The organism is Arthrobacter sp. KUASC02 (assembly GCF_059739395.1).
In genome coordinates this window covers 2,631,574-2,652,449 of record NZ_AP046053.1, presented here as the reverse complement: position 1 = coordinate 2,652,449, position 20,876 = coordinate 2,631,574, and the positions used below count along the sequence as shown (strand labels likewise).

The 20,876-nt window shown below is 64.9% G+C and carries 20 protein-coding genes; 14 read left to right on the top strand and 6 right to left on the bottom strand.

The window, feature by feature from the left end; all coding sequences use genetic code 11:
* The first annotated feature begins 58 nt into the window (after positions 1–58).
* The gene (locus AC6JAC_RS12260; RefSeq protein ID WP_028269389.1) at positions 59–997 is read left to right on the top strand and encodes a 5'-3' exonuclease; all 939 of its coding nucleotides are present in this window, start codon (positions 59–61) and stop codon (positions 995–997) included.
* On the opposite strand, the gene AC6JAC_RS12255 is transcribed toward AC6JAC_RS12260, so the two are convergent.
* Positions 991–2,649, bottom strand: coding sequence for a PucR family transcriptional regulator (locus AC6JAC_RS12255; protein WP_497964851.1), 1,659 nt, complete (start codon positions 2,647–2,649; stop codon positions 991–993). The two genes, AC6JAC_RS12260 and AC6JAC_RS12255, sit on opposite strands and share 7 nt — an antisense overlap.
* Before the next feature lie 128 nt (positions 2,650–2,777).
* Between AC6JAC_RS12255 and AC6JAC_RS12250 the strand changes: the two genes are divergently transcribed.
* From AC6JAC_RS12250 to AC6JAC_RS12230, 5 genes are read left to right on the top strand one after another with little or no spacing between them, the layout of a single operon-like run.
* Entirely contained in the window at positions 2,778–4,073 is a 1,296-nt protein-coding gene (locus tag AC6JAC_RS12250; RefSeq protein WP_497964849.1) for an alpha-hydroxy acid oxidase, read from the top strand.
* Positions 4,070–5,005, top strand: a complete 936-nt coding sequence (locus AC6JAC_RS12245) for an ABC transporter substrate-binding protein (RefSeq protein WP_497964847.1) — start codon at positions 4,070–4,072, stop codon at positions 5,003–5,005. The genes AC6JAC_RS12250 and AC6JAC_RS12245 overlap by 4 nt, the downstream gene beginning before the upstream one ends.
* Before the next feature lie 12 nt (positions 5,006–5,017).
* The gene (locus AC6JAC_RS12240; RefSeq protein WP_497964845.1) at positions 5,018–5,962 is read left to right on the top strand and encodes an amino acid ABC transporter permease; all 945 of its coding nucleotides are present in this window, start codon (positions 5,018–5,020) and stop codon (positions 5,960–5,962) included.
* Positions 5,962–6,726, top strand: a complete 765-nt coding sequence (locus AC6JAC_RS12235; protein ID WP_497966818.1) for an amino acid ABC transporter ATP-binding protein — start codon at positions 5,962–5,964, stop codon at positions 6,724–6,726. The genes AC6JAC_RS12240 and AC6JAC_RS12235 overlap by 1 nt, the downstream gene beginning before the upstream one ends.
* A gap of 58 nt (positions 6,727–6,784) precedes the next feature.
* Positions 6,785–7,165, top strand: coding sequence for a RidA family protein (locus tag AC6JAC_RS12230; protein ID WP_028269383.1), 381 nt, complete (start codon positions 6,785–6,787; stop codon positions 7,163–7,165).
* Here AC6JAC_RS12230 and AC6JAC_RS12225 read toward each other — a convergent pair.
* Both AC6JAC_RS12225 and AC6JAC_RS12220 read right to left on the bottom strand, forming a co-directional pair.
* Positions 7,162–8,184, bottom strand: a complete 1,023-nt coding sequence (locus AC6JAC_RS12225; RefSeq protein ID WP_028269382.1) for a LacI family DNA-binding transcriptional regulator — start codon at positions 8,182–8,184, stop codon at positions 7,162–7,164. The two genes, AC6JAC_RS12230 and AC6JAC_RS12225, sit on opposite strands and share 4 nt — an antisense overlap.
* Before the next feature lie 118 nt (positions 8,185–8,302).
* Complete coding sequence (locus AC6JAC_RS12220; RefSeq protein WP_028269381.1) at positions 8,303–9,760, bottom strand: sugar porter family MFS transporter; 1,458 nt, start codon at positions 9,758–9,760, stop codon at positions 8,303–8,305.
* A 259-nt stretch (positions 9,761–10,019) separates the two neighbouring features.
* On the opposite strand from AC6JAC_RS12220, the gene AC6JAC_RS12215 reads away from it, so the two are divergent.
* From AC6JAC_RS12215 to AC6JAC_RS12185, 7 genes are all read left to right on the top strand, one after another.
* Positions 10,020–11,771, top strand: coding sequence for a CHAT domain-containing protein (locus tag AC6JAC_RS12215; protein ID WP_156037042.1), 1,752 nt, complete (start codon positions 10,020–10,022; stop codon positions 11,769–11,771).
* A gap of 160 nt (positions 11,772–11,931) precedes the next feature.
* Positions 11,932–12,396 (top strand): GatB/YqeY domain-containing protein, encoded by a 465-nt coding sequence (locus AC6JAC_RS12210; protein WP_028269379.1) that lies wholly within the window; start codon positions 11,932–11,934, stop codon positions 12,394–12,396.
* A 112-nt stretch (positions 12,397–12,508) separates the two neighbouring features.
* The gene (locus tag AC6JAC_RS12205) at positions 12,509–13,768 is read left to right on the top strand and encodes an MFS transporter (protein ID WP_156037049.1); all 1,260 of its coding nucleotides are present in this window, start codon (positions 12,509–12,511) and stop codon (positions 13,766–13,768) included.
* Complete coding sequence (locus AC6JAC_RS12200) at positions 13,765–14,463, top strand: VOC family protein (RefSeq protein ID WP_028269377.1); 699 nt, start codon at positions 13,765–13,767, stop codon at positions 14,461–14,463. Before AC6JAC_RS12205 ends, AC6JAC_RS12200 begins: the two co-directional genes overlap by 4 nt.
* Positions 14,464–14,557: 94 nt before the next feature.
* A complete protein-coding gene (gene ggt, locus AC6JAC_RS12195) occupies positions 14,558–16,399 on the top strand; it encodes a gamma-glutamyltransferase (RefSeq protein WP_497964841.1) in 1,842 nt (613 codons plus the stop codon).
* A 274-nt stretch (positions 16,400–16,673) separates the two neighbouring features.
* On the top strand, positions 16,674–17,054 hold the full coding sequence (locus AC6JAC_RS12190; protein WP_028269375.1) for a VOC family protein: 381 nt from the start codon (positions 16,674–16,676) through the stop codon (positions 17,052–17,054).
* 107 nt (positions 17,055–17,161) lie between these two features.
* Entirely contained in the window at positions 17,162–17,821 is a 660-nt protein-coding gene (locus AC6JAC_RS12185) for a DUF1326 domain-containing protein (RefSeq protein ID WP_331280037.1), read from the top strand.
* 23 nt (positions 17,822–17,844) lie between these two features.
* Here the strand turns inward: AC6JAC_RS12185 and AC6JAC_RS12180 are convergent, their stop codons facing one another.
* The 3 genes from AC6JAC_RS12180 to AC6JAC_RS12170 are packed head-to-tail and all read right to left on the bottom strand — an operon-like array spanning position 17,845 to position 19,843.
* Positions 17,845–18,534, bottom strand: a complete 690-nt coding sequence (locus tag AC6JAC_RS12180; RefSeq protein ID WP_028269373.1) for a flavodoxin — start codon at positions 18,532–18,534, stop codon at positions 17,845–17,847.
* A gap of 12 nt (positions 18,535–18,546) precedes the next feature.
* The gene (locus AC6JAC_RS12175; protein ID WP_028269372.1) at positions 18,547–19,404 is read right to left on the bottom strand and encodes an aldo/keto reductase; all 858 of its coding nucleotides are present in this window, start codon (positions 19,402–19,404) and stop codon (positions 18,547–18,549) included.
* A gap of 28 nt (positions 19,405–19,432) precedes the next feature.
* A complete protein-coding gene (locus tag AC6JAC_RS12170) occupies positions 19,433–19,843 on the bottom strand; it encodes a (R)-mandelonitrile lyase (protein WP_028269371.1) in 411 nt (136 codons plus the stop codon).
* Positions 19,844–19,974: 131 nt separating this feature from the next.
* Here AC6JAC_RS12170 and AC6JAC_RS12165 point away from each other — a divergent pair, with 131 nt between their 5' ends.
* Positions 19,975–20,859 (top strand): helix-turn-helix transcriptional regulator, encoded by an 885-nt coding sequence (locus AC6JAC_RS12165; protein WP_028269370.1) that lies wholly within the window; start codon positions 19,975–19,977, stop codon positions 20,857–20,859.
* Positions 20,860–20,876 lie beyond the last annotated feature (17 nt).

Here is a 20,876-nt window from a genome sequence, read left to right as displayed (position 1 = left end):
ACGGCTGCCTGCGCGCCAATCGGATTCTCAACGAAGCGTTTCCATGTGAGGATCAGGTATGCCCCACCGCCTGATGCTGCTGGACACTGCCTCCCTGTACTTCCGCGCCTTCTACGGTGTGCCGGACACGATCCGCCGCGCCGACGGCACGCCGGTGAACGCTGTTCGCGGCTTGCTGGACATGATCGCCCGGCTCACCGCCGACTTCGAAGCGACGCATCTCATTGCGTGCTGGGACGATGACTGGCGGCCGCAGTGGCGTGTCGACCTCATTCCCAGCTATAAGTCGCACCGGGTGGCCGAGGCCGTGGCCGGTGGCCCCGACATCGAAGTGGTGCCGGACGCGCTGGAGGCGCAGATCCCGATGATCCGGAAGGTGCTGGAGCTGGCCGGCATCGCCGTCGTGGGCGCTGCTGAACACGAGGCCGACGACGTCGTCGGCACCTACGCCAGCAATGCCGGCTTGCCGGTGGACGTGGTCACGGGCGACCGCGACCTCTTCCAGGTCGTCGACGACGACCGCAACGTGCGCGTGATCTACACCGCGCGCGGCATGAAGAACCTAGAAGTCGTCACCGACGCGGTCATCGTGGGCAAGTACCGCGTGCTGCCCGAGCAGTACGCGGACTACGCAATCCTTCGGGGTGACAGCTCCGACGGGCTGCCGGGCGTGGCCGGCATCGGTGAGAAGACGGCCGCGTCACTGCTCGGGGAGTACGGCACCCTCGACCTGCTGCTCGAGGCGGCGACGGGTGCGGAAAGCGGGCTGTCCGCGTCCGTGCGGGCGAAGCTCGCAGCGGCGACGGACTACCTGAAGGTGGCTCCCGCCGTCGTGAACGTAGTGCGCGACCTCGGGCTGCCGACGCTGGACGAGGCGGGCGCCCGGTTGCACCCCGTCGTCGGCGATCCGCGGGCCGACCTTGAGCGCCTGGCCACCGAATGGAACCTCGGAGGTTCGGTCAAGCGGCTCCTCGACGCGCTCGACCAGCGTCACTGAGGGGCCAGGTCCATAGTGGTCAGGCGCAGCCAGAGCCACAGCCGCTTTTGCGGATCGTCGAGATCGAGGTTGAAGTCTTTTACCAGCCGTGCAACCCGGTAGCGCACGGTGTTGTTGTGCACGTGGAGATGTTCCGCCATCGCCGACATGCTTCCATTGGAAGCCAGATATGCCCTCAGGGTGTCCAGATATTCGGTTTGCTGTAAGGCATCGTGGGCCTGGATCCTGCTGATGTCGTCCACGTCGGAGAGTCCTGTTTCGGCGATGAACGCACCGATTTTCAAGAGACTCAGCGGGACCCGGTAGTCCTCGAACAACCCGGCGGCGGGGGATTGGGCTCCGCTGGAGCGCGGGGTTTCCGCCTGCAGGCGGACCATGTACTGCAGGGTTTGCAGCGCCTCGGTCCGGGATCCCGGGAGGTCCTCCACCCGGGGCGCGATGCCCCCCACGGCCGCGACCAGCGGGTGGGAGCTGATCGTGTGGGCGTAGGCACCGATTTCCTGGACCAGACGCCGGTGCGCCGGCCCGGGGGCGTTTCCTTCACAGGGCAGCAGGGCGTAGACCACCGAGTCGATCAGGGCGCTGTGGCTGGTGTTGAAGTGGATCTTGCAGACCGTGGTGACGAGGTGCAGCAGCCGCTGGATCTCACGCACGGATTCAAGGCTTCCCGTTTCGGGCCGGACGATGGAGAACGCTGCGACAGCGAGCCCGCGGGCCGCATCGAGCCCCAGTTGGGCGGCAGCAAAGGAGGCGTGCGCGGGGTCGTCCACCAGCGTGCGGATGAGGTCCCCGTTCCGGCGTTCGCCGAAGTCCGACGCCGAGCGGGCATGGAGCATATGGAGGCCTGCCAGTGGTGCCATCCTGTCGAGCGCGTTCAGGGCCGCCTCCCGTTTGTCATTGCCGGGATCGATGATCCAAATGGAACCGAGCAGTTCACCGCCCGCCCTCACAGCCAGTGCGAGCCGCGGCATTTCATCGCCGATTCCGGGGATCAGAACCGCTCCCGCGGACGCATAGACGGTCTTGAAGTCCGAGTCGAAGGCCGGCGGTTTGACCTCCTGCAAGGAGAGGGTAGTGACGCGGCGCAGTTCGTCGACGGGCTGTCCCGGCAATGTCGAATACCCCAGCACCCGTCCGAGCGGATCCACGATGCTCGCCGCGCCGTTGGTGATCGACGCGGCGGCGTTGGCGAACGCGTAAAGGTCGCCGAGCCGGACTCCGGAGACTGAATCGGCGGCTGCCCCCATGACTGATGCCCTGGCCAGCGCCACCAGTCGCGTCCAGTCCACGTTGTCGGGTGCCACCAGCACGGCCAGGCTGTGCCGGTCCGCGGCGGAACGCAGCTGTTCCAGGGGCGTCCCGTGGGCTTTGACGATCACGGCTGCGGCGTTGCTGTTAGAGGCCCGGTGCAGCAGCTGGTCGAAAGCTGCCGAGCCTCCGGTCAGGCCGACGGCCAGGATGATGCGGTCATCGACATTCATCCATTCATCGAGGGGATCGTACATGAGGACGTCCGAGACCGGATGGCCGAGGTTCTCCGGTGTGGGGTTGGCATGCACCAGATCGGCCTGCATCAGCTGGATGCAGTCCGACAGGCGTACGACGGCGCCCTGAAGATCGCCCTCCGTCAGGCCCGATTCCTCAATTTTCATATCTGGAAGTTATCACAAGAGGCCACACGAACTTCTAGGAGATTTCACATATGGACGGTGCGAGATCTGCGTCACCATTGGGAAAGGAAGTGACAAGGAAGTCCTTCATTGAACCCAGAGGATCAGCAATGAAATTCAAAGACATCAGGGCGCTGGCAACGGTCCAGGGGCCGGCCCGGACTCCCTCGGAGCGCCTGTCCCGGCGCTGCTACAGCGTAGAGGACATGCGGAGACTGGCCGCGAAGCGCCTGCCCGGGAGCATTTATGACTACATCGAGGGCGGCGGGGAGGACGAGGTGTCCCTGCGGCGCAACCGCTCATCCTTCGACGACTGGTCCTTCCTGCCCAAGTGGGGATCGGTGGAGAACCTGGACCTCAGCTCAAGCCTCCTCGGCGGACCGGTCTCGATGCCGCTGACGCTCGCCCCCACCGGCGGCACCCGGCTGTTCCACCCGGACGGGGAGAGCGCCGTCGCCCGCGCCGCAGAGGAAGCCCGCGTCCCCTACGGCCTGGCACACCTGAGCACGACGCCGATGGAACAGGTGAGTGCCGCCGCTCCCGGGCTGCGCCGCTGGTTCAACATCGAACCCATGGCGGACAAGGCCGAGCTGCAGGCTGTCCTGGACCGGGCCGCGGCGGCAGGCTACGAAGCCCTCCTGGTCAATGTCGATTGCCGGGCAATCGGCCACCGCGAACGTGACTACCGCAACGGGTTCACCGCGCCGCCGTCGATCAAGCTGAAAACGGTTGTGGAAGGAGCGCTGCACCCCCGGTGGGCCCTGGGGTTCCTGGCCCATGACGCGATTGCGTTCCCCAACCTTGACGCCGAAATCCCCCAAGGCCCCCTGTCCAGTACGCCTGACATGTGGCGGACGCTGCTTGCCGGTTCTTACGAACCCACCGACTGGGATGACATCCGGGATCTGCGGGCGCGCTGGAACGGCCCCATCATCCTCAAGGGAGTGGTGAACCCCAACGATGCCGTCACTGCGGCCGAGATCGGTATAGACGCCATCCAGGTCAGCAACCACGGCGGCAGGCAATTGGATCACATGGCCGCGCCCCTGGATATGCTCCCGGACATCGTGGACAGGGCGGAAGGACGGCTTGAAATCATTGTCGACGGCGGCATCCGCCGCGGCTCGGACGTCATCAAGGCCATCGCCCTCGGCGCCGACGCCTGTTCCATCGGCCGCCCCTACCTGTACGGCCTGGCAGCCGCCGGCCAGGCCGGTGTTGCCCACGTCCTGAAGATGTTCCGGGCCGAAATGACGCGAACCATGATGCTCCTCGGAGTGTCCACGATCCAGGAGCTTCGGCTGGAAGGCCGGGACCTGATCCGGCACCGCAACGCACCCTTTGCCCGCACCTCACCGGCCCCGGAAGCCAGCCACGGGCTGGAAGAGATGAGTATTCCCTCATGAAAACTCCCATATCCCCGCGAATCCAACGCACCCGGCCCGGCCTGCCCGCCGCCGTCGTCATTTCCGCCCTACTGCTGGCCCTCACGGCCTGCGGTGCGCAGGCGCCCGCGTCGTCGACGTCCGACGGCGGGCAGGCTACCGGCGTCCCGGCCCTGGCGGTCAACGAGGCGGCCGCAAAACTGCTTCCGGAATCCATCAAGGCAACTAGGGTCCTGCGCGTCGCGATCCCCACCAACGAACCGCCAACGCAGTTTTACCGCGAAGGCACCCAGGAGATGACGGGCACCAACCCCGACGTCGCCCGGCTCATCGGGGAGACCCTGGGCGTGAAGGTGGAGATCCAGGTGGCCAATTTCGACTCGATCATCCCCGGCCTGGCCGCCGGCCGGTACGACATGACCGTCTCGTCCATGACCCCCACGGCGAAGCGCATGGAGGTCCTGGATTTCGTGGACTACATGCAGATGGGCAATTCCATTGCCGTGCCCAGCGGCAACCCGCTGGGGGTCAGCAGTGAAGGGTCCCTGTGCGGTAAGAAGGTGGGCCTCCTGACGGGTTCCTACCAGCTCGCCGTCAATGTCCCCGCCATCGATGAAGACTGCACCGCCGCCGGCAACGGCACGATCCAGCGGAGCGAGTTCCAGGACACGCGGCAGGCCATCTCGGCGCTCACGAGTGGACGCCTCGACGCCGTCCTCGCGGATTCACCCATTCTCGACTTCGCTGCCTCGCAGAACCCGCAGCTCGGGATCGCCTCGAAATACGACTTCACCCCGGTCGGGGTCGGGATGCCCAAGGACTCGGGCATGGTCAAAGCAGTCTCCGCAGCGCTCGATTCCGTGATCAAGAGCGACTCCTATCTCAAGGTGCTCGGGAAGTACGGTCTTGAGTCCGCCGCCATCACCGACGCCCGCGTCAATTTCGCCCAATAGGACGTGAACACCATGCAGCAACACTCAATCCCTGACACCAGGCCGCAAAGCCCCGCGGCGTCCGCGGACTCGATCCCGGTGGTGCCCCTCCGGCACCCCGTCCGGTTGGCGATCGCCGTCGTCCTCATTCTTGTAGCCCTCAGCGCGGCGTGGGATGTGGCCGTGAACCAGCGGTACCACTGGGACGTCGTCGTCTCCTATCTCTTCGCCCCGCAGATCCTGGCCGGTGCCGGGCTGACCATCCTGCTCACCGTGGTGTCCATGACGGCCGGCATCGCCCTCGGCACGGTCCTGGCGGTGATGCGGCTATCGAAGAACCCGATCCTGAGCACCATCAGCAGGGGCTACATCTGGTTCTTCCGCGGCACGCCACTGCTCGTCCAGCTGATCTTTTGGTACAACATTGCCGCCCTGTACCCGGTGATCGCCTTCGGCCTTCCCTTTGGCGGCCCGTCCGTGGTCGTCGGATCGGCGAACGTCCTCATCTCCCCGCTGACAGCCGCGCTGCTCGGGCTCGCGCTGAACGAAGCAGCCTACATGGCCGAAATCATCCGCGGCGGGATCGGATCCGTGGACAAGGGCCAGTACGACGCTGCCCGGGCCCTGGGGATGAACGGCGGCCAGCTGATGCGCCGGGTCATCCTGCCCCAGGCGATGCGAGTGGTCCTGCCGCCCACCGGAAACCAGGTCATCTCCATGCTCAAGGGCACCTCCCTGGTCAGCGTCCTGGCGATCTCGGACCTGCTGTATTCGGCCCAGATCATCTACGCCACCAACTACCAGACCATTCCGCTGCTCATCGTCGCCAGCCTGTGGTACCTGCTGATGACCACCATCCTGAGCTTCTTCCAGACCAAACTCGAGCGACGGTATGGCCGAGGCTTCGACGCAGCCCCGCGCCGGCCGCGCCGCGCCAAGGGACCTGCAAACGTCCCGACACAGACAAGGACCGCATGATGAATACCGCGATGGTGGAAGCCAGGGGAGTCCGCAAGAGCTTCGGCTCAACGGAAATCCTGAAAGGCATTGACCTGAGGATCGAACGCGGGTCCGTGACCTGCCTGATCGGACCGTCCGGCTCGGGGAAGACCACCTTCCTCCGGTGCATCAACCACCTGGAAAAGGTCGACGCCGGACGACTGTACGTGGACGAGCACCTCGTCGGGTACACCGAGCGCAACGGACGTCTCTACGAAATGAAGGAAAGCCAGACCGCGCGTTCACGGCTGAACGCGGGCATGGTCTTCCAACGGTTCAACCTCTTCCCGCACATGACCGTGCTGGAGAACATCGTGGAAGCACCCGTCCATGTGCTCGGCCGGCCCCGGAACGAGGTCACCGCCGAGGCGCAGGCGCTGCTGGACCGGGTCGGGCTCGGCAACCGTGGGCACTCCTACCCGCAGGAACTCTCCGGCGGCCAGCAACAGCGGATCGCCATCGCACGGGCGCTGGCCATGAAACCCAAGCTCATGCTCTTCGACGAGCCAACGTCAGCCCTCGATCCGGAACTCGTCGGCGAGGTGCTCGACGTCATGAAGTCCTTGGCCGAGGCCGGGATGACCATGGTGGTGGTCACCCACGAACTCGGCTTCGCCCGCCAGGTCAGCGACCAGGTGGTCTTTATGGACCAGGGCGTCGTCGTCGAAAGCGGGCCCCCGGAGCAGGTCCTTGGCTCACCCCAGCACGAACGCACCCGGGCCTTTCTTTCCAAGGTCCTCTGAGAACATCACCAACACCGGCCGGCGCCACGACGCCGGCCATACCGAAGGAACGATTTCCATGTTTCGACAGCAAGTAACCACAGACCTCGCGCCCAGCCCGGCCGGTCCCTACTCCCAGGCCATCGCCGCCAACGGGTTCCTCTTCACTGCCGGCCAGACACCACACGACCCAGTCACCGGTGAGACCGTCGGCATCACCATAGAGGAGCAGACCCTCCAAGCGATGAAGAACCTTGCCGGCGTCCTGGCAGGGCACGGACTGGACTTTTCCCACGTCGTCAAAACAACAGTGCATCTGCACCACCCCGGCCGGGATTTTCCCGGGTTCAACGCCACCTACGAAGGGTTTGTCGAAACCCCCTACCCGGCACGTACCACTGTCGGTTCGTTCCTGGGTGACTTCCTGGTCGAAATCGACGCCGTTGCGGCGATTCCCTAGCCCGTCGGGGCCGCGGCGGTGCTGTTCCGCACCACCAGGCGCGGGGTCAGAACTTCGGTGCGCTGGGGCAGGCCCGGGTCTGCCATGCGCTCGAGGAGCAGGCGGGCGGCGCGGATGCCGACGTCGCGGCTTACGGGGTCCACGCTGGTCAGCGATAGATGCCGGATTCCGGCCAGGTAGGTGTTGTCGTAGCCGACGAGTGAAAGCCGGGAGGGGACGCTGATGCCGTGGTCATCGGCGGCTGAGAGCGCTCCGACGGCGAGGACGTCGTTGGTGGCCATGACCGCGGTGGGGGTCCGGCCGCTGTCAATGAGGCCGTTCATTGCTTCGAAGCCGGAGTGTTCGCTCAGGTCTGTCTGCACTACGCGGATGTGATCCTGCAGGCCGTGGCGGGCCATCGTGTCCCGGTAGGAGCCCGCACGCAGTGCGGCTGACCCGGTCGGGGCCGTGAGGTAGGCGATATCACGGTGGCCGAGGCTGATCAGGTGTTCGACGGCGGCGCAGGCTCCGGCAACGTCGTCGTTGGTGACGAGGTCCGCAGAGGGAAGTTCGAACGTGCGGGTGCCGACCACGACGGTCGGTGTGTGCGCAGTGGCCCGCAGCAGATCGTCGTCGGGCTGGACGTCGCCGGCAATGATGAGCCCGTCCACGCGGAGATCCATGAACGCTGACACCGGGCTCTCATCGGGCCGGGCCAGATAGGTGGGATCACTGAGGACCATCCGCAGGTTCTCTTCCCCGAGTACGCTCTGCAGGCCGTCGAGCAGTTCCACGAACCAGGGATTAGCCAGGTCGTCCAGCAGCACCCCGACAATCCGGGTGCGGCCGCTGGCAAGCCAGCGTGCCGCGTTGCTGGGCCGGTAATCGAGCTCGGCGATGGCCTCGGCAACTGCCTGCTTCTTTTCAGCGCTGACCTTGGGGGAGCCGCGCAGCACGAGCGACACCAGGGCACGGGAGACGCCGGCCACCCGCGCTACGTCGTAAATAGTGGGGCGTTTCGCCGCTTCCTGGTGCTTCAATTCACTCCCCGCCGATCCGCCGCATTCTGCACGTAAGCGTATCGCGGCCGGGGCGGCTGCCTGCCGCCCCGGCCGCGATCGTCACAGTGGCCTGGCTATGGAGACGGACAAACTGTTACTAGGCGCCGGCCTTTGCGCCGGAGGCCACCGCGGGCGTGATGACGGGAAGGCTGCCGGTGCGGAAATGCACCTCCAGTTCTTCCAGCGACTGGCCCTTGGTCTCGGGTACGCATTTGGATACGAAGACCAGGGAGGCGACGTTCACCAGGACGAAGACCGCGAAGGTTCCCGTGGAGCCCAGTGCCACAACGAGGATCGGGAACAGGAAGGAGATGCCGGCATTGACAGTCCAGAGGGCAAAGACGGCTATCCCCATGGCAAAGCCGCGGATGGCCATCGGGAAGATCTCGGAAAGGAGGAGCCAGACGCAGGTGCCGATGAAGCACTGCACGAAAGCGACGAACAGCATCATGGCGGCCAGGATGGTGTAGCTGACAAAATCCGACTGCGGCAGCATGAAGACGACGGCGAGGATCGCCTGGGAGGCGACAACGCCGGAGAACCCGATGACCAGCATGCGGCGCCGGCCGATGAAGCCGAGCAGGTAGATGCCAAGCACGGTCATCAGCACCGAGGTCACCCCCACGGCGACGGTGGCTACCAGGGATGCGCTGACTCCCAGTCCGCTGCGTTCCAGGATGGTGGGTGCGTAGTAGTTGACCGTGTTGATGCCGGTTGCCTGCTGGACGACGGCCAGCCCGATGCCGATCCACAGCAGCTTGCGCATCCACGGATTGTTTTTCAGGTCACGCCATGCGTGGGACCGTTCGGTCTTTGCAGTGGTGGCGGATTCAACGATTTCCTTGTATTCGAAGTCGGCTTCCTCGGGGCTGCGGCTGAGGTCAAGGATGCGACGGCTGTCCGCAAACCGTTCCCGGATCGCGAACCAGCGGGGCGATTCAGGCAGGATGAGCATACCGATCAGCAGGGCGATTGCGGGGATGGAGGCCACTCCCAGCATGAGGCGCCAGACCTCGGGATCGTGGATCAGGGTGTCAAGAAGGGCGTTGATGGCGAAGGCGAGCATCTGGCCGGTCACGATCATCAGTTCGTTGATCGTTACCATGCGGCCGCGCAGGTGTGCCGGCGCCATTTCTGCCAGGTAGAGGGGGCAGGTGACGGCTGCGGCTCCAACGCCGAGGCCCAGGATCACGCGGGCCACCACCATGAATCCGACGTTCGGTGCAATCGCGCAACCCAGGGCGCCGACCAGGAAAAGCAGGGCGCAAATGAGGAGCGTGCCGCGGCGGCCGAGCGTGTCGGCCAGCCGGCCGCCGCTCAGCGCGCCGACCGCAGCACCCGGGAACAGCAGGGCGCTGACCACGGTGGCTTCTTCGACCGGGCTCATGCTCAGTGAATCCTGCATGTAGAGCAATGCGCCCGAGATAACCCCGGTGTCGTAGCCAAACAGTAGGCCGCCCAGGGTGGAGATGACAGTAAGGCGGGTCAGATACCCGCGATGTTTGGATCCGGGCTTGTTTCCCGGTGCGATGGGGTGTGCTGCGTGCAACGACATTGTTGACTTCCTCAGATCGTTTGGCCCGTCCAACTGGACCGTCGGTGGGGGTCCCGGCGAGTGCGCCAGGTCACGTGCTGCCACCAACGTTAGAGCGCTCTAACGAAAGAGTCAAGACTTTGTACTGACATGAGGTCAAAGGGTTGGCATTCTGGATGGTCTTGTGGTGCATCGTTTCGTGGGCCAGTCTTATGGGACATCAGGATTTCCATAAGGCCCTGATGGGTGAAAGTTCGCATGTGCGCATGAGAAGGTCGCTGTGGACGGAGACATTGAACTGGAAATCACCTCCGGTTCCCGGAGAGGCAACTATTCTGTCCGAGTTGTCCACGCGCCTTCGGGAGGTGAAACTTCCTCCAGGATTCGGCTGGATGTCGATGCTATCCTTGCTCGAATTTCTGATTTGGAAGCGACTGTCCTCGCGTCGGCGGTCTCTGCCCGACGCACAATACCTATTTCGGAACAACCCCTGCATGACGTGGGCGAGAAGATGTTTAATGCCCTATTTACGGGCGCCGTAAAGGGAACATATCGGGCAAGCCTGGGCGCAGCACAGAATAGTGGTCACCCGCTGCGGGTGGTACTCAGGCTGGGGGCCCCGGAGTTGGTGGCACTGCCGTGGGAGATGCTCTATGACCGAGAAACCGAATCTTACCTCTGTCATGAGTTGCCCTTGCTCCGACGCGTCCCCGCGGCCGATTACAGCTATCGTCCACTGGCCGTTGAACCGCCACTGCGAATCCTCGGCGTTGTCCCGGCGGTCCGTGACTTGCCAGCACTCGACACTGAGGCCGAGAAGGAAAACCTCACAACGGCACTTGCTGAGCCGATTTCTGCCGGGTTAATCGAGCTTCGCTGGGTGCCTAACGCTACCTGGGATGGGATCCAGTCCGCGTTGCTGGACGGGCCATGGCATGTTGTGCATTTTATTGGCCACGGGGACTACGACGTGGTCAGGCAGGAAGGCCTTCTTGCGCTGGAATCTGCCACAGGGCGATCATCCATGGTCGAATCGTCACGTCTTCTGCAGCTACTGAGGGAAGCGGAGCCCACACCGCGCTTGGTGGTACTCAATTCCTGTTCCTCAGGGGAATCGGGAAAGGATGATCTCTTCTCTGGAACTGCCGCGGCTCTGGTCCGCGGAGGAATCAGTGCTGTGGCAGCCATGCAGTTCACTGTTACAGATAGCGCCGCAATCGCCTTCTCGCGAGGCTTCTATGGCGCCCTCGCTCACGGCCGAGACATCGATAGGGCTGCCAATAGCGGACGCAGATCGATAATGGGGCTAGGAACTTTTGAATGGGTAACCCCAGTACTGTATGTACGCGGTGATGCTACACGGCTATTCAATCTCACCGGGGTGACCTCCGGCGCGGGTCTCATCCCTCCAGCTCCGACGAGTTCTCCAATCGACCACGGTACAGAAGAGCCGCGGAAATTGGCCTTGTACGAGCGAGCGCTTTCGTCGCTTCGCGAGAAGCAATATCCAACCGCCATCAGTCTGCTGGGTGACTTGCTGACGCTCGATACGGAATTCCGCGACGCAGCTGCCCTTCTGGCCGGCGCCCGACAAAGCCAGGAGTTCGTCGACATCTACTACGCTGCCCGCCAAGCCCAAAACGTCGGGGATTGGGCAGTTGCAGCGCGGGGATACGAACGCATACAGGACGACCCGGACTTCCAGGATGCTGGTCCCCGCCGTGAATCATGTGAGCGACGACAACGGCTTGCGGATCTGCGCAAGCTGATGTGGCAGCACGCCGAGATGGGTGACTGGCGCTCAGTCCTTGCCCTTCACCGGGATTTGGTGGCTTTGGATTCATCAGCCACGGATCCAAGCGGACTTGTTAGTCGTGCCCACAAGGAGATCATTTATGCGATGGCACGTAAGGCTGAAAGATCGGGGCGCCTGACGGAGGCCGTCGGAGGATACAAAGAAGTTGTTCGATTGGATCCGGGATTTCGTGACGCCATGTTCAGGCTTAGACGGTATAGGCCCTTTGGTGAATAATCACGTTGCCTGGATGCATGTCAGCGAGCCGCAACTCGAGGAAGCTGCGGCCCGTCTGGGCCGTGCCCTGCGCAAGCAGGTGAAGTAGGGCGCGGCAGAAGGCAGCGGAGGCGGCGGCGAGCGGGGACAATGGAGGCAAAGCCAACGAAACGAGAACACCATGAGCACGCTCAAAGAACGCCTCCACGGCGATGTTGTGATCCACATGAAAGACCGGAACAAGGTGGCGTTGACCACGGTGCGCAACGTCCTGGGCGAGATCGAGACACGCGAGAAATCGGGAAAGACCCCGATCGAACTGGACGATGCCCAGATCACCGGGCTGCTCCAGAAGGAAGCCGCCAAACGCCGTGACACCGCGAAGATCTACACGGAAGCCGGCGAGACTGAGCGGGCCGCGGCGGAAATCGCCGAAGCCGAGATCATCGAGGCGTACCTGCCCAAGGCTCTGACCCGTGAAGAGGTCGAAGCGATTGTTGACGAGGCAATCGCGGCGCTGAAGGCCGACGGCCAGGAACCGTCCATCCGGCAGATGGGCGCCGTGATGAAGCCGGTCACCGCCAAGGTCGCGGGACGGTTTGACGGCAAGACCGTCAGCGAGATCGTCCGGAGCCGCCTCGCCTGATGCCGTAGCGGAGCGTGCCGCGGATCCGGCAGCATCTGCACTGGTGCACGCAGGCTAACCGGACGAGAATGGGCTCGTGCTCCTACCTCGCCCTAGCGGGGACGTCAACGCGATGAGCGCCGGCGCCCGAAAGATTCAGCGCATCTATCTGACGTTGACGCTGGGCAATACCGTTGCGGCGTCGTTCATCTGGGGCATCAACACGCTCTTCCTGCTGGATGCCGGGCTCAGCAACCTCGAAGCCTTTGCCGCCAACGCCTTCTTCACGGTGGGCATGGTGCTGTTCGAGGTGCCCACCGGAGTGGTGGCGGACGGTTGGGGGCGCCGTGTCTCATTCCTCCTCGGCACGGTCACCCTCGCCGTCTCCACCTACTTCTACTACCTGCTCTGGCAACTGTCGGCCCCTTTCTGGTGGTGGGCGCTGGTGTCGGTCCTGCTCGGCCTGGGCTTCACCTTCTTTTCGGGGGCAGTGGAGGCCTGGCTCGTCGACGCCTTGCGTTTCGAGGGCTATGAAGGCGGGATGGAGGCGGTGCTGGGCCGCGGGGTGATGGTTTCCGGGGTTGCGATGCTCGTCGGCTCGGTGGCCGGGGGCGTGATCGCCCAGGTCACCAACCTGGGCGTCCCCTTCCTGATCCGTGTGGGCGTGCTATTGGCCATGTTCCTGGTGGCGTTCCGCCTTATGCACGACGTCGGGTTCACACCCGAGCGCTCGGCCGGCCCTTTGCGGGCGGTCCGTACCGTGCTCGCCGCCTCCATCGAGAACGGTTTGAAGAACCCGCCCGTGCGTTACGTGATGCTGGCCGGGCCGTTCAATGCCGGCGTCGGGATCTATGTGTTCTACGCACTGCAGCCCTACCTCCTCGAGCTTTTCGGGGACCCGCGCGCCTACTCCGTGGCGGGGCTCGCCGCGGCTGTTGTGGCCGGGGCCGAAGTTCTCGGCGGCTGGCTGGCGCCCCGGATCCGACGCCTTGTCCGCAAGCGCACCACCGTGCTGATGATCAGCGTCGGATTCGCTGCAGTGATTTTGGTGGTCCTCGGGTTCACCCGCGTGTTCTGGGCGGCCCTGGCGCTGCTGACCCTCTGGGCGGTGGTGGACGCCGCGGGCGTTCCCGTGCGGCAGGCCTACCTGAACGACATGATCGCCTCGAAGCAGCGGGCTACGGTGCTTAGTTTCGATTCGCTCATTGGTTCAAGCGGCGGCGTGGTGGTCCAGCCGCTGCTTGGCCGGGCGGCCGACGCCTATGGATATGCGGCCTCGCTGGCAATCGGCGGCGCAATCCAGCTGATTGCCGTACCGTTCCTGGTAGCGAGCCGCCGGCAGGGATCCCCGGCCGATGCGGCCAACGCCCCCGACGGCAAGGCCGAGTTGTGAACCCCCGTATCGATCACGTGGTCATCGCCGCCGATTCGCTGGAGCAAGGCGCGGCATGGTGCGCAGCAACGTTCGGTGTCCGGCCCGCCGGGGGCGGCAAGCATCCCTTGATGGGCACCCACAACCAAGTCATGGACATCAGCAGCGAGAACTTCCCCGGCTGCTACCTCGAGGTCATCGCGATCGATCCCGATGCGCCGCCGCCGGGGAGGGTCCGCTGGTTCGGGCTTGACCGCCCGGAACTGCGCGAGGCCATCCGCGACTCGCCCCGGCTGGTGCACGCAGTGGCTCGCACGCACAAGATCGAGACGCTCTGTCAGGACCTTGCCAAGCTTGCCCTCCACCCGGGCGAGCTGCTCACAGCTCAGCGGGAAACCCCCTACGGATTGTTGAAGTGGCGCATCACGGTCCGCGACGACGGCCGTCTGGAATGCGCGGGCGCACTGCCCAGCCTGATCGAATGGCACGGCGAACATCCGTGTGCCCACCTGCCGCCCACGCCCCTCTCGTTGCGGCACTTGGTGCTGCGCGGCATCCCGCTGCAGGCTGCCGACATGCTCCGGCTTCCGTCCGTTGACAATGACCCGACCGATGGAACCATCCCGCCCGACGCCGTGCAGCAGTCGCCGCTCACCGCGACGCTGGCATCCCCCCGTGGCCCTGTTGTCCTCGACGGGTGGCACATCAGGGGCTAAACGCCCGGCCAATCAATTGAGTGTTGAGTGTCACTCCGGGCCGGAGTAACGTGGCGATCACCCCACTCCGCACCACCCTGACTCGGGAGTCATCATGCCTAAGGTGAGACGTCGAATTGCCGCCCTCACGGCGGTCCTGGCCATGAGCGTGACGGGCGGCGCCGTCATGAACCCTGCGTTCGCTGATCCGCGGGAGGTCAAGAAGGAGCCCACCGCCACCGGCTACGGCGGCGCGGTCAGCACCGTTGACCCGGACGCCTCCGCGGCGGCGATCGAGGTGCTCCGCAAGGGCGGCAATGCCGCGGACGCCGCCGTCGCCGCGGCCGCGACACTGGGGGTGACCGAGCCCTACAGTGCAGGGATCGGCGGGGGCGGCTACTTCGTCTTCTACGATGCGAAAACGGGTGAAGTCGGCACCATCGACGGCCGGGAAACCGCGCCGGCTAAGATGCCCAACGACGCCTTCATCGACCCCGCGACAGGCAAGCCCTACCCCTTCACCCCCGAGCTCGTCACCAGCGGCGTCTCCGTCGGCGTCCCCGGCACCCCCGCCACGTGGGAGCGCGCGCTTGAACGCTGGGGCACCCTGGACCTTGGCGACGCCCTCGAGCCGGCCATCGATGTGGCCACCCGCGGCTTCGTGGTGGACGAGACCTTCCGCCAGCAGACCCTCGACAACGAGAAGCGCTTTGCGGCGTTTACGTCCACGAGCAGCCTCTACCTCCCCGGCGGCAGCGCGCCCGCCGTCGGCAGTGTCTTCCGGAACCCCGACCTTGCCGCGACGTATGAGCTCCTCGCGGACGAGGGGACCGATGGCTTCTACGAAGGCCCCGTGGCGGACGAGATCGTCGCCGCAGTGAAGGCGCCGCCGAAGACCGCCGGCACCACGCTGCCCGTCCCGGTCGGCCACATGACGACGAAGGACCTGGCAGCCTACGAGGCCCTGGACCAGGACCCCACGCACGTGGAGTACCGGGGCCTGGACGTATTCGGCATGGCGCCGTCGAGCAGCGGCGGCACCACCGTGGGCGAGGCGCTGAACATCCTGGAGCCTTTCAACCTTTCGGAGATGGGCAACGCCAACGGCAAGAACCCGGCCGCCCTGCACCACTACCTTGAGGCCAGCGCCCTGGCCTTTGCTGACCGGGCGAAATACGTGGGCGACCCCGCCTTTGTGAACGTCCCCACCGACGAGCTCACGGACCCGGTGTTCGGGAAAGAGCGCTCGTGCCGGATCAACCCGGCCAAGGCTGCTTCGAAGCCCGTCGACCCGGGGGACATCTCCTCGTACGACGGCGCGTGCCCGGCCGCCGCTGCAGCGCCCGCCGCTGAGACGGATACTGAAAACATCTCCACGACCAACCTGACGGTCGCGGACCAGTGGGGCAACGTAGTGGAGTACACCCTCACGATCGAGCAGACCGGGGGATCCGGCATCGTGGTGCCGGGACGCGGATTCCTGCTCAACAACGAGCTGACGGACTTCAGCACCGTCTACAAGGAGGACGACCCGAACCGCATCCAGCCGGGCAAGCGCCCGCGTTCCTCGATGTCGCCCACCATCATCCTGAAGGACGGTGATCCGTTCCTGGCACTCGGTTCGCCCGGCGGATCAACCATCATCACCACCGTCCTCCAGACAATCCTGAACCGCGTGGACCTGGGCATGGACATCTCGGAGGCCATCGCGGCGCCCCGCGCTGCCCAGCGGAACACGGCAAAGGTCACGGCCGAGCCCGGCTTTATCGAGGCCTACGGTGAGCAGCTGAAACCGTTCGGACACGAATTCACGCCATCGGGCGACGCCTTCACATCGGCGGCGGAAATCGGTGCTGCCACTGCCATCGAGTTCAAGCCGAACGGCCGCATGGTGGCCGCTGCTGAACCGGTGAGGCGCGGCGGCGGCTCCGCGATGGTGGTCAGACCTTCGCGGTGAGTTCAGCCGTACCGGAGGCCGACGACGGGAGTGAGACCCGCCGTCGGCCTCCTATTTCCTGGCTATATCCGGGAGCCCGAACAGCGGCCATAATGGCGGTATGAACGCTGGGAAGACCCAGGGACGGCTGTTGATTTAGCCGCGACGCAGGCCTCCCCGGCACCGTCCCGGACCATCCAATACAGCCGGGAGCCGGCGGGAGCCGGCACAGCCGCCCCGCAGGCACCTCCTTCGGGGCGGGCATCTCGATCGCTTCAAACTAGGAGAATTCGACATGCTCAAGGACAGTGAAGTCGCCGCGGTCCTCCCTGCCAAGGACATCGCCCGGGCACGTGACTTCTATCGGGACGTCGTGGGACTGGACGATCCGGAGGTCATGGACGCCGAAAATTTGATGTTCCGCTGCGGCAAGGGAACAGCTTTCCTGCTGTACCAGTCCGACAACGCGGGCACCGCAAAGAACACCCAGCTGGGCTGGATGACGGACAACCTCGAAGCCGAGGTCGAAGAGCTGCGGGGCCGCGGAGCTACCTTCGAGGAATACGACTTCCCGGGCCTGAAGACTGAGAACGGCATCGCCACCTTGCCCACAGGCAAGGGGGCCTGGTTCCTGGATACGGAGGGCAACATTCTCAACATCTTCCAGCGCACATAGTTCGAAGCTGTGGCCCCCGGCAGCACAAACCGGGGGCCACCTGCATGTTCGCCGGGCGGCTTCACTGATCGCCGCAACAGGCTCGATTCAAGCCGTTGACCGTGGTGATGGGCCGGAGGAGACTTTGTTTTGGGGGGTACCACTTCGAAGGGAGCCGCAAAATGTCGTGGCGTTTAGAGGGTACGTATTTCGAGAATTGCAACTGCGATATGGTCTGCCCGTGCGCGACCTCCGGGTTGACCGTACCGGCGGATAACGATCGTTGCCAGGTGGCACTGGCCTTCCACGTGGACACCGGCGACGTTAACGGCGTCGACGTCGGCGGCCTCACCGTCTGCGTCGTCGCCGACACACCCGCCCTGATGGGTGGCGGAGGCTGGAAGGTCGGACTCCTGATGGACGCAGCCGCCTCAGCCGGGCAGGCCGAGGCGCTGGGCGCGGTCTTCGGCGGACAGCTTGGCGGGCCGATGGAGAATCTGGCCGCCCTGATCGGTGAGATGGCCGGCATGGAGTCCCTGGAGATGGCCTACGCCAACGATGGGCGCCGGCATCGGGTCAGGATCGGCAGTGCCGTGGACATGGCGGTCGAGGACTTCGTGTCTCCCATGGACCGCACGGAGCTCGGGGTGAAAGTCAGCGGGATCGGATTTCCTGCCGACACCTTGGCAGCCGGCACCGCCAGCACCGGCCGCGTCGATGTGTTCGGGATGACCTGGGACAACGCCGGGAAGAACTCCTTCTCGGCCCCCTTTGCCTGGTCGGCATAGGTGCCGGGCCCGAAGCCGGTTGTTCAGGCAAGGAGGCCCGTCGCCTGCAGCCAGGCCTTGATGTCTGTTGCTGCGCCGCGCACTTCCTCGCCTTTCACCGCGAGGCCTTCGGCAATCGTTGCACCCGGGTAGGACTCCCTGTAGTCACGGGGCGCCGTGCCGAGTCCGCTCATGGCATGGGTGGTGACGGGAAAAACAGTCTTGCCGGTGAAGTCGTAGCTTTCGGTGAACGTGGCCATGATCATCGGTGCCCTGACGTTCCAGATCCCGCTGGCCAGGATGACCGAGCCGTACTGGTCGATGGCTGGCAGGGGGTTGGCGATCGCGGGACGGGCGTCCCCATTTTGTTCGCGGACGTTCCGCGCCACGGTGGCGTCGTACCCGTCCGGGTAGGGGTCTGCCGCCTCGATGCGGTACATGTCGCAGGGAACCAGCGCGCTGATCATGCCAGCGAGCACTTCGGTGTTGCCGACGTCGAGGTTTGTACGGCCTCCGTAGTAGTAGTTCTCGCCTGCCCGGGAGAAGTAGGCCAACAGTATGCGCCGGCTGCTCTGCGGGGGACCGGCTGGCGCCTGTGATGGCGTGGAGGCCACTGTGGTGTCTCTTCCTGGAGTGCAGCCTGCTGTTCCGACGGTCAGCAGGGCTCCGGTCAGGCCGGCGGCCGCCCCGCGAAGGGCGGACCGCCGGCTGATGTTCAACAGAGGGGTGCTCATGGGTGTCCTGCGTTAGCTGTACCGGCGCCCGCCCAGCCAACTGACCATGGCCGGGTCGCGGTGGTCGAAGAAGAGGCTGGCACCGGTGTCCAGGGCGGTGATCTGGTTCATCTGCTCATCGGTCAGGGTGAAACCGAAGACGTCGAGGTTCTGGGCCATGCGCTCCGGCCGGACGGATTTGGGGATCACGACGACGTCGCGTTGGATCATCCAGCGCAGCACCACCTGCGCGACCGACTTGCCGTGGGCAGCCGCGATAGCGCTGAGGACAGGATCGGAAAAGAGGTTGTTCTTGCCTTCGGCGAACGGCCCCCAGGACTCGATCTGGACCCCGCGCCCGCGCATCAGTTCCTGATCGGCGGCCCGCTGGTGGAAGGGGTGGGTCTCGATCTGGTTCACTGCCGGAACGATCTCGTTGTGGTCGATCAGGTCCACCAGCCGGTCAGGGTGGAAATTCGAGACACCAATGGCACGGGCCCGGCCTTCCTTGTTCAGGTCCTGCATGGCGCGCCATTCGCTGTAGTAGTCCCCAAAGGGCTGGTGGATCAGGTAGAGGTCCACGTAATCCAGGCCCAGCCGTTGAAGCGAGTTATGGAAGGAGCGCCGACTGTCGTCATAGACGCTGCCCGCGGGTGCGTGCTGGATCCAGAGTTTCGTCGTGACGAACAGGTCCTCGCGGGCGATGCCGCTGGCTTTGATGGCCGCGCCGACGGCTGCTTCGTTACCGTAGGACGCGGCGGTGTCCAGATGCCGGTATCCGGCGGCCAGGGCCGCTTCGACCGCGGTCTGGGTTTCCTCTTCGGCGATTTGGAAGACACCAAAGCCCAGGATCGGCATTTCGACGCCGTTGTTGAGGGTGACACTTTTCACTGAGATTCCTTAGCGTTGTTCGGTGGAGTTAGCGGGTGTGTTTGGACTGGGCGGCCTGGTATTCGAGCTCCGTGACGGGTTCCAGCCACGTCGCGGTTTGACCGGATTCGTGCTCCACCAGGGCCAGGTGGCACATCAGGCTGTCCTGCGTCGCGCCGTGCCAGTGTTCCTCCCCGGCCGGGGTGTGCACGGTGTCTCCGGCACGCAGGAGGATGACCTCACCGTCTCGGTTCGCCACCAGTCCCATGCCGTCTGTGCAGTGCAGGGTCTGGCCGACGGGGTGCGAGTGCCAGTGTGTGCGGGCTCCGGGAGAAAACCGCACCATGGCCGATCTCAGGCGGGAGGGCTGTTCGCCGGCATGCAGCGCGTTGAGGTACACGTCGCTGGTGAATTTATCGGCGGGCCCCTTGGACGTGGGACCGGGAACTGCGAGATGCACGGTGTGCTCCTTGGATAGGCGTGAAGCTGCTGATTCAAGAAAACCAGTCCCGTTGCCCGCGTGGGAGTCTCTGCTGTGCGGTGTACTGGCAGTTCCTGTTAGGGCGGCCCTTCCCGCCGTAGCGTAGAGGCATGGACACTACGAAAGACGTCCGCGAGTTCCTCAGGAGCCGGCGGTCGCACATCACCCCTGCCCAGGCAGGGCTGCCCGCCTACGGAGGAACCCGGAGGGTGGCCGGACTCAAGCGCGAGGAAGTGGCCATGCTCGCCGGAGTGAGTACCGAGTACTACGCCCGCCTCGAACGCGGAAACCTGCGCGGAGTGTCCGAGTCCGTTCTCGACTCCCTCTCCCGCGCCCTGCAGCTCGACGAGGCGGAGCGCGCCCACCTGTTCGACCTCGCCAAAGCCGCCGCTCCGGCCCCGTCATCCGGTGTCCGGCGGGCACGGACTGAACTGCGCCCCAGCATCGAACGGCTCCTGGCCGGGATGACCGGAACGCCTGCCTATGTCCGAAATTCCCGCATGGACGTCGTGGCCGCCAACAACCTCTGTTACGCCCTCTACACGGACATCCTCAGCCCCGCCACCCTGCCGCTGAACCTGGCGCGGTTCATGTTCCTGGACCCGCGTTCCCGCGATTTCTTCGTTGACTGGGAAACCCTCGCCGACGACTTCGCCGCGGCCATGCGCGCCGAATCCGGCCGGAGTCCGCGTGACCGGGCCCTTAACCACCTCATCGGCGACCTCGCCGCCGGCAGCACCGAGTTCTCCACGCGATGGGCCCGGCACAACGTCCGCTTCCACCGCACGGCCCGCAAAACCATGCACAACCCTCTGGTCGGCGACATCGAACTCACCGGCGACGCCCTCGAGCTCCCCGGCGAAGGACTGACACTGATCGCCTACACCGCCGAGGCCGGCAGCCACGCCCAGGACCAACTGGATTTTCTCGCCAGCTGGAGCACCACCAACAGCAGCACCAGTGAACCCTCGGCAGCTAAACCGCCAGCGGGATGATCAGAAACGGTAGCCTG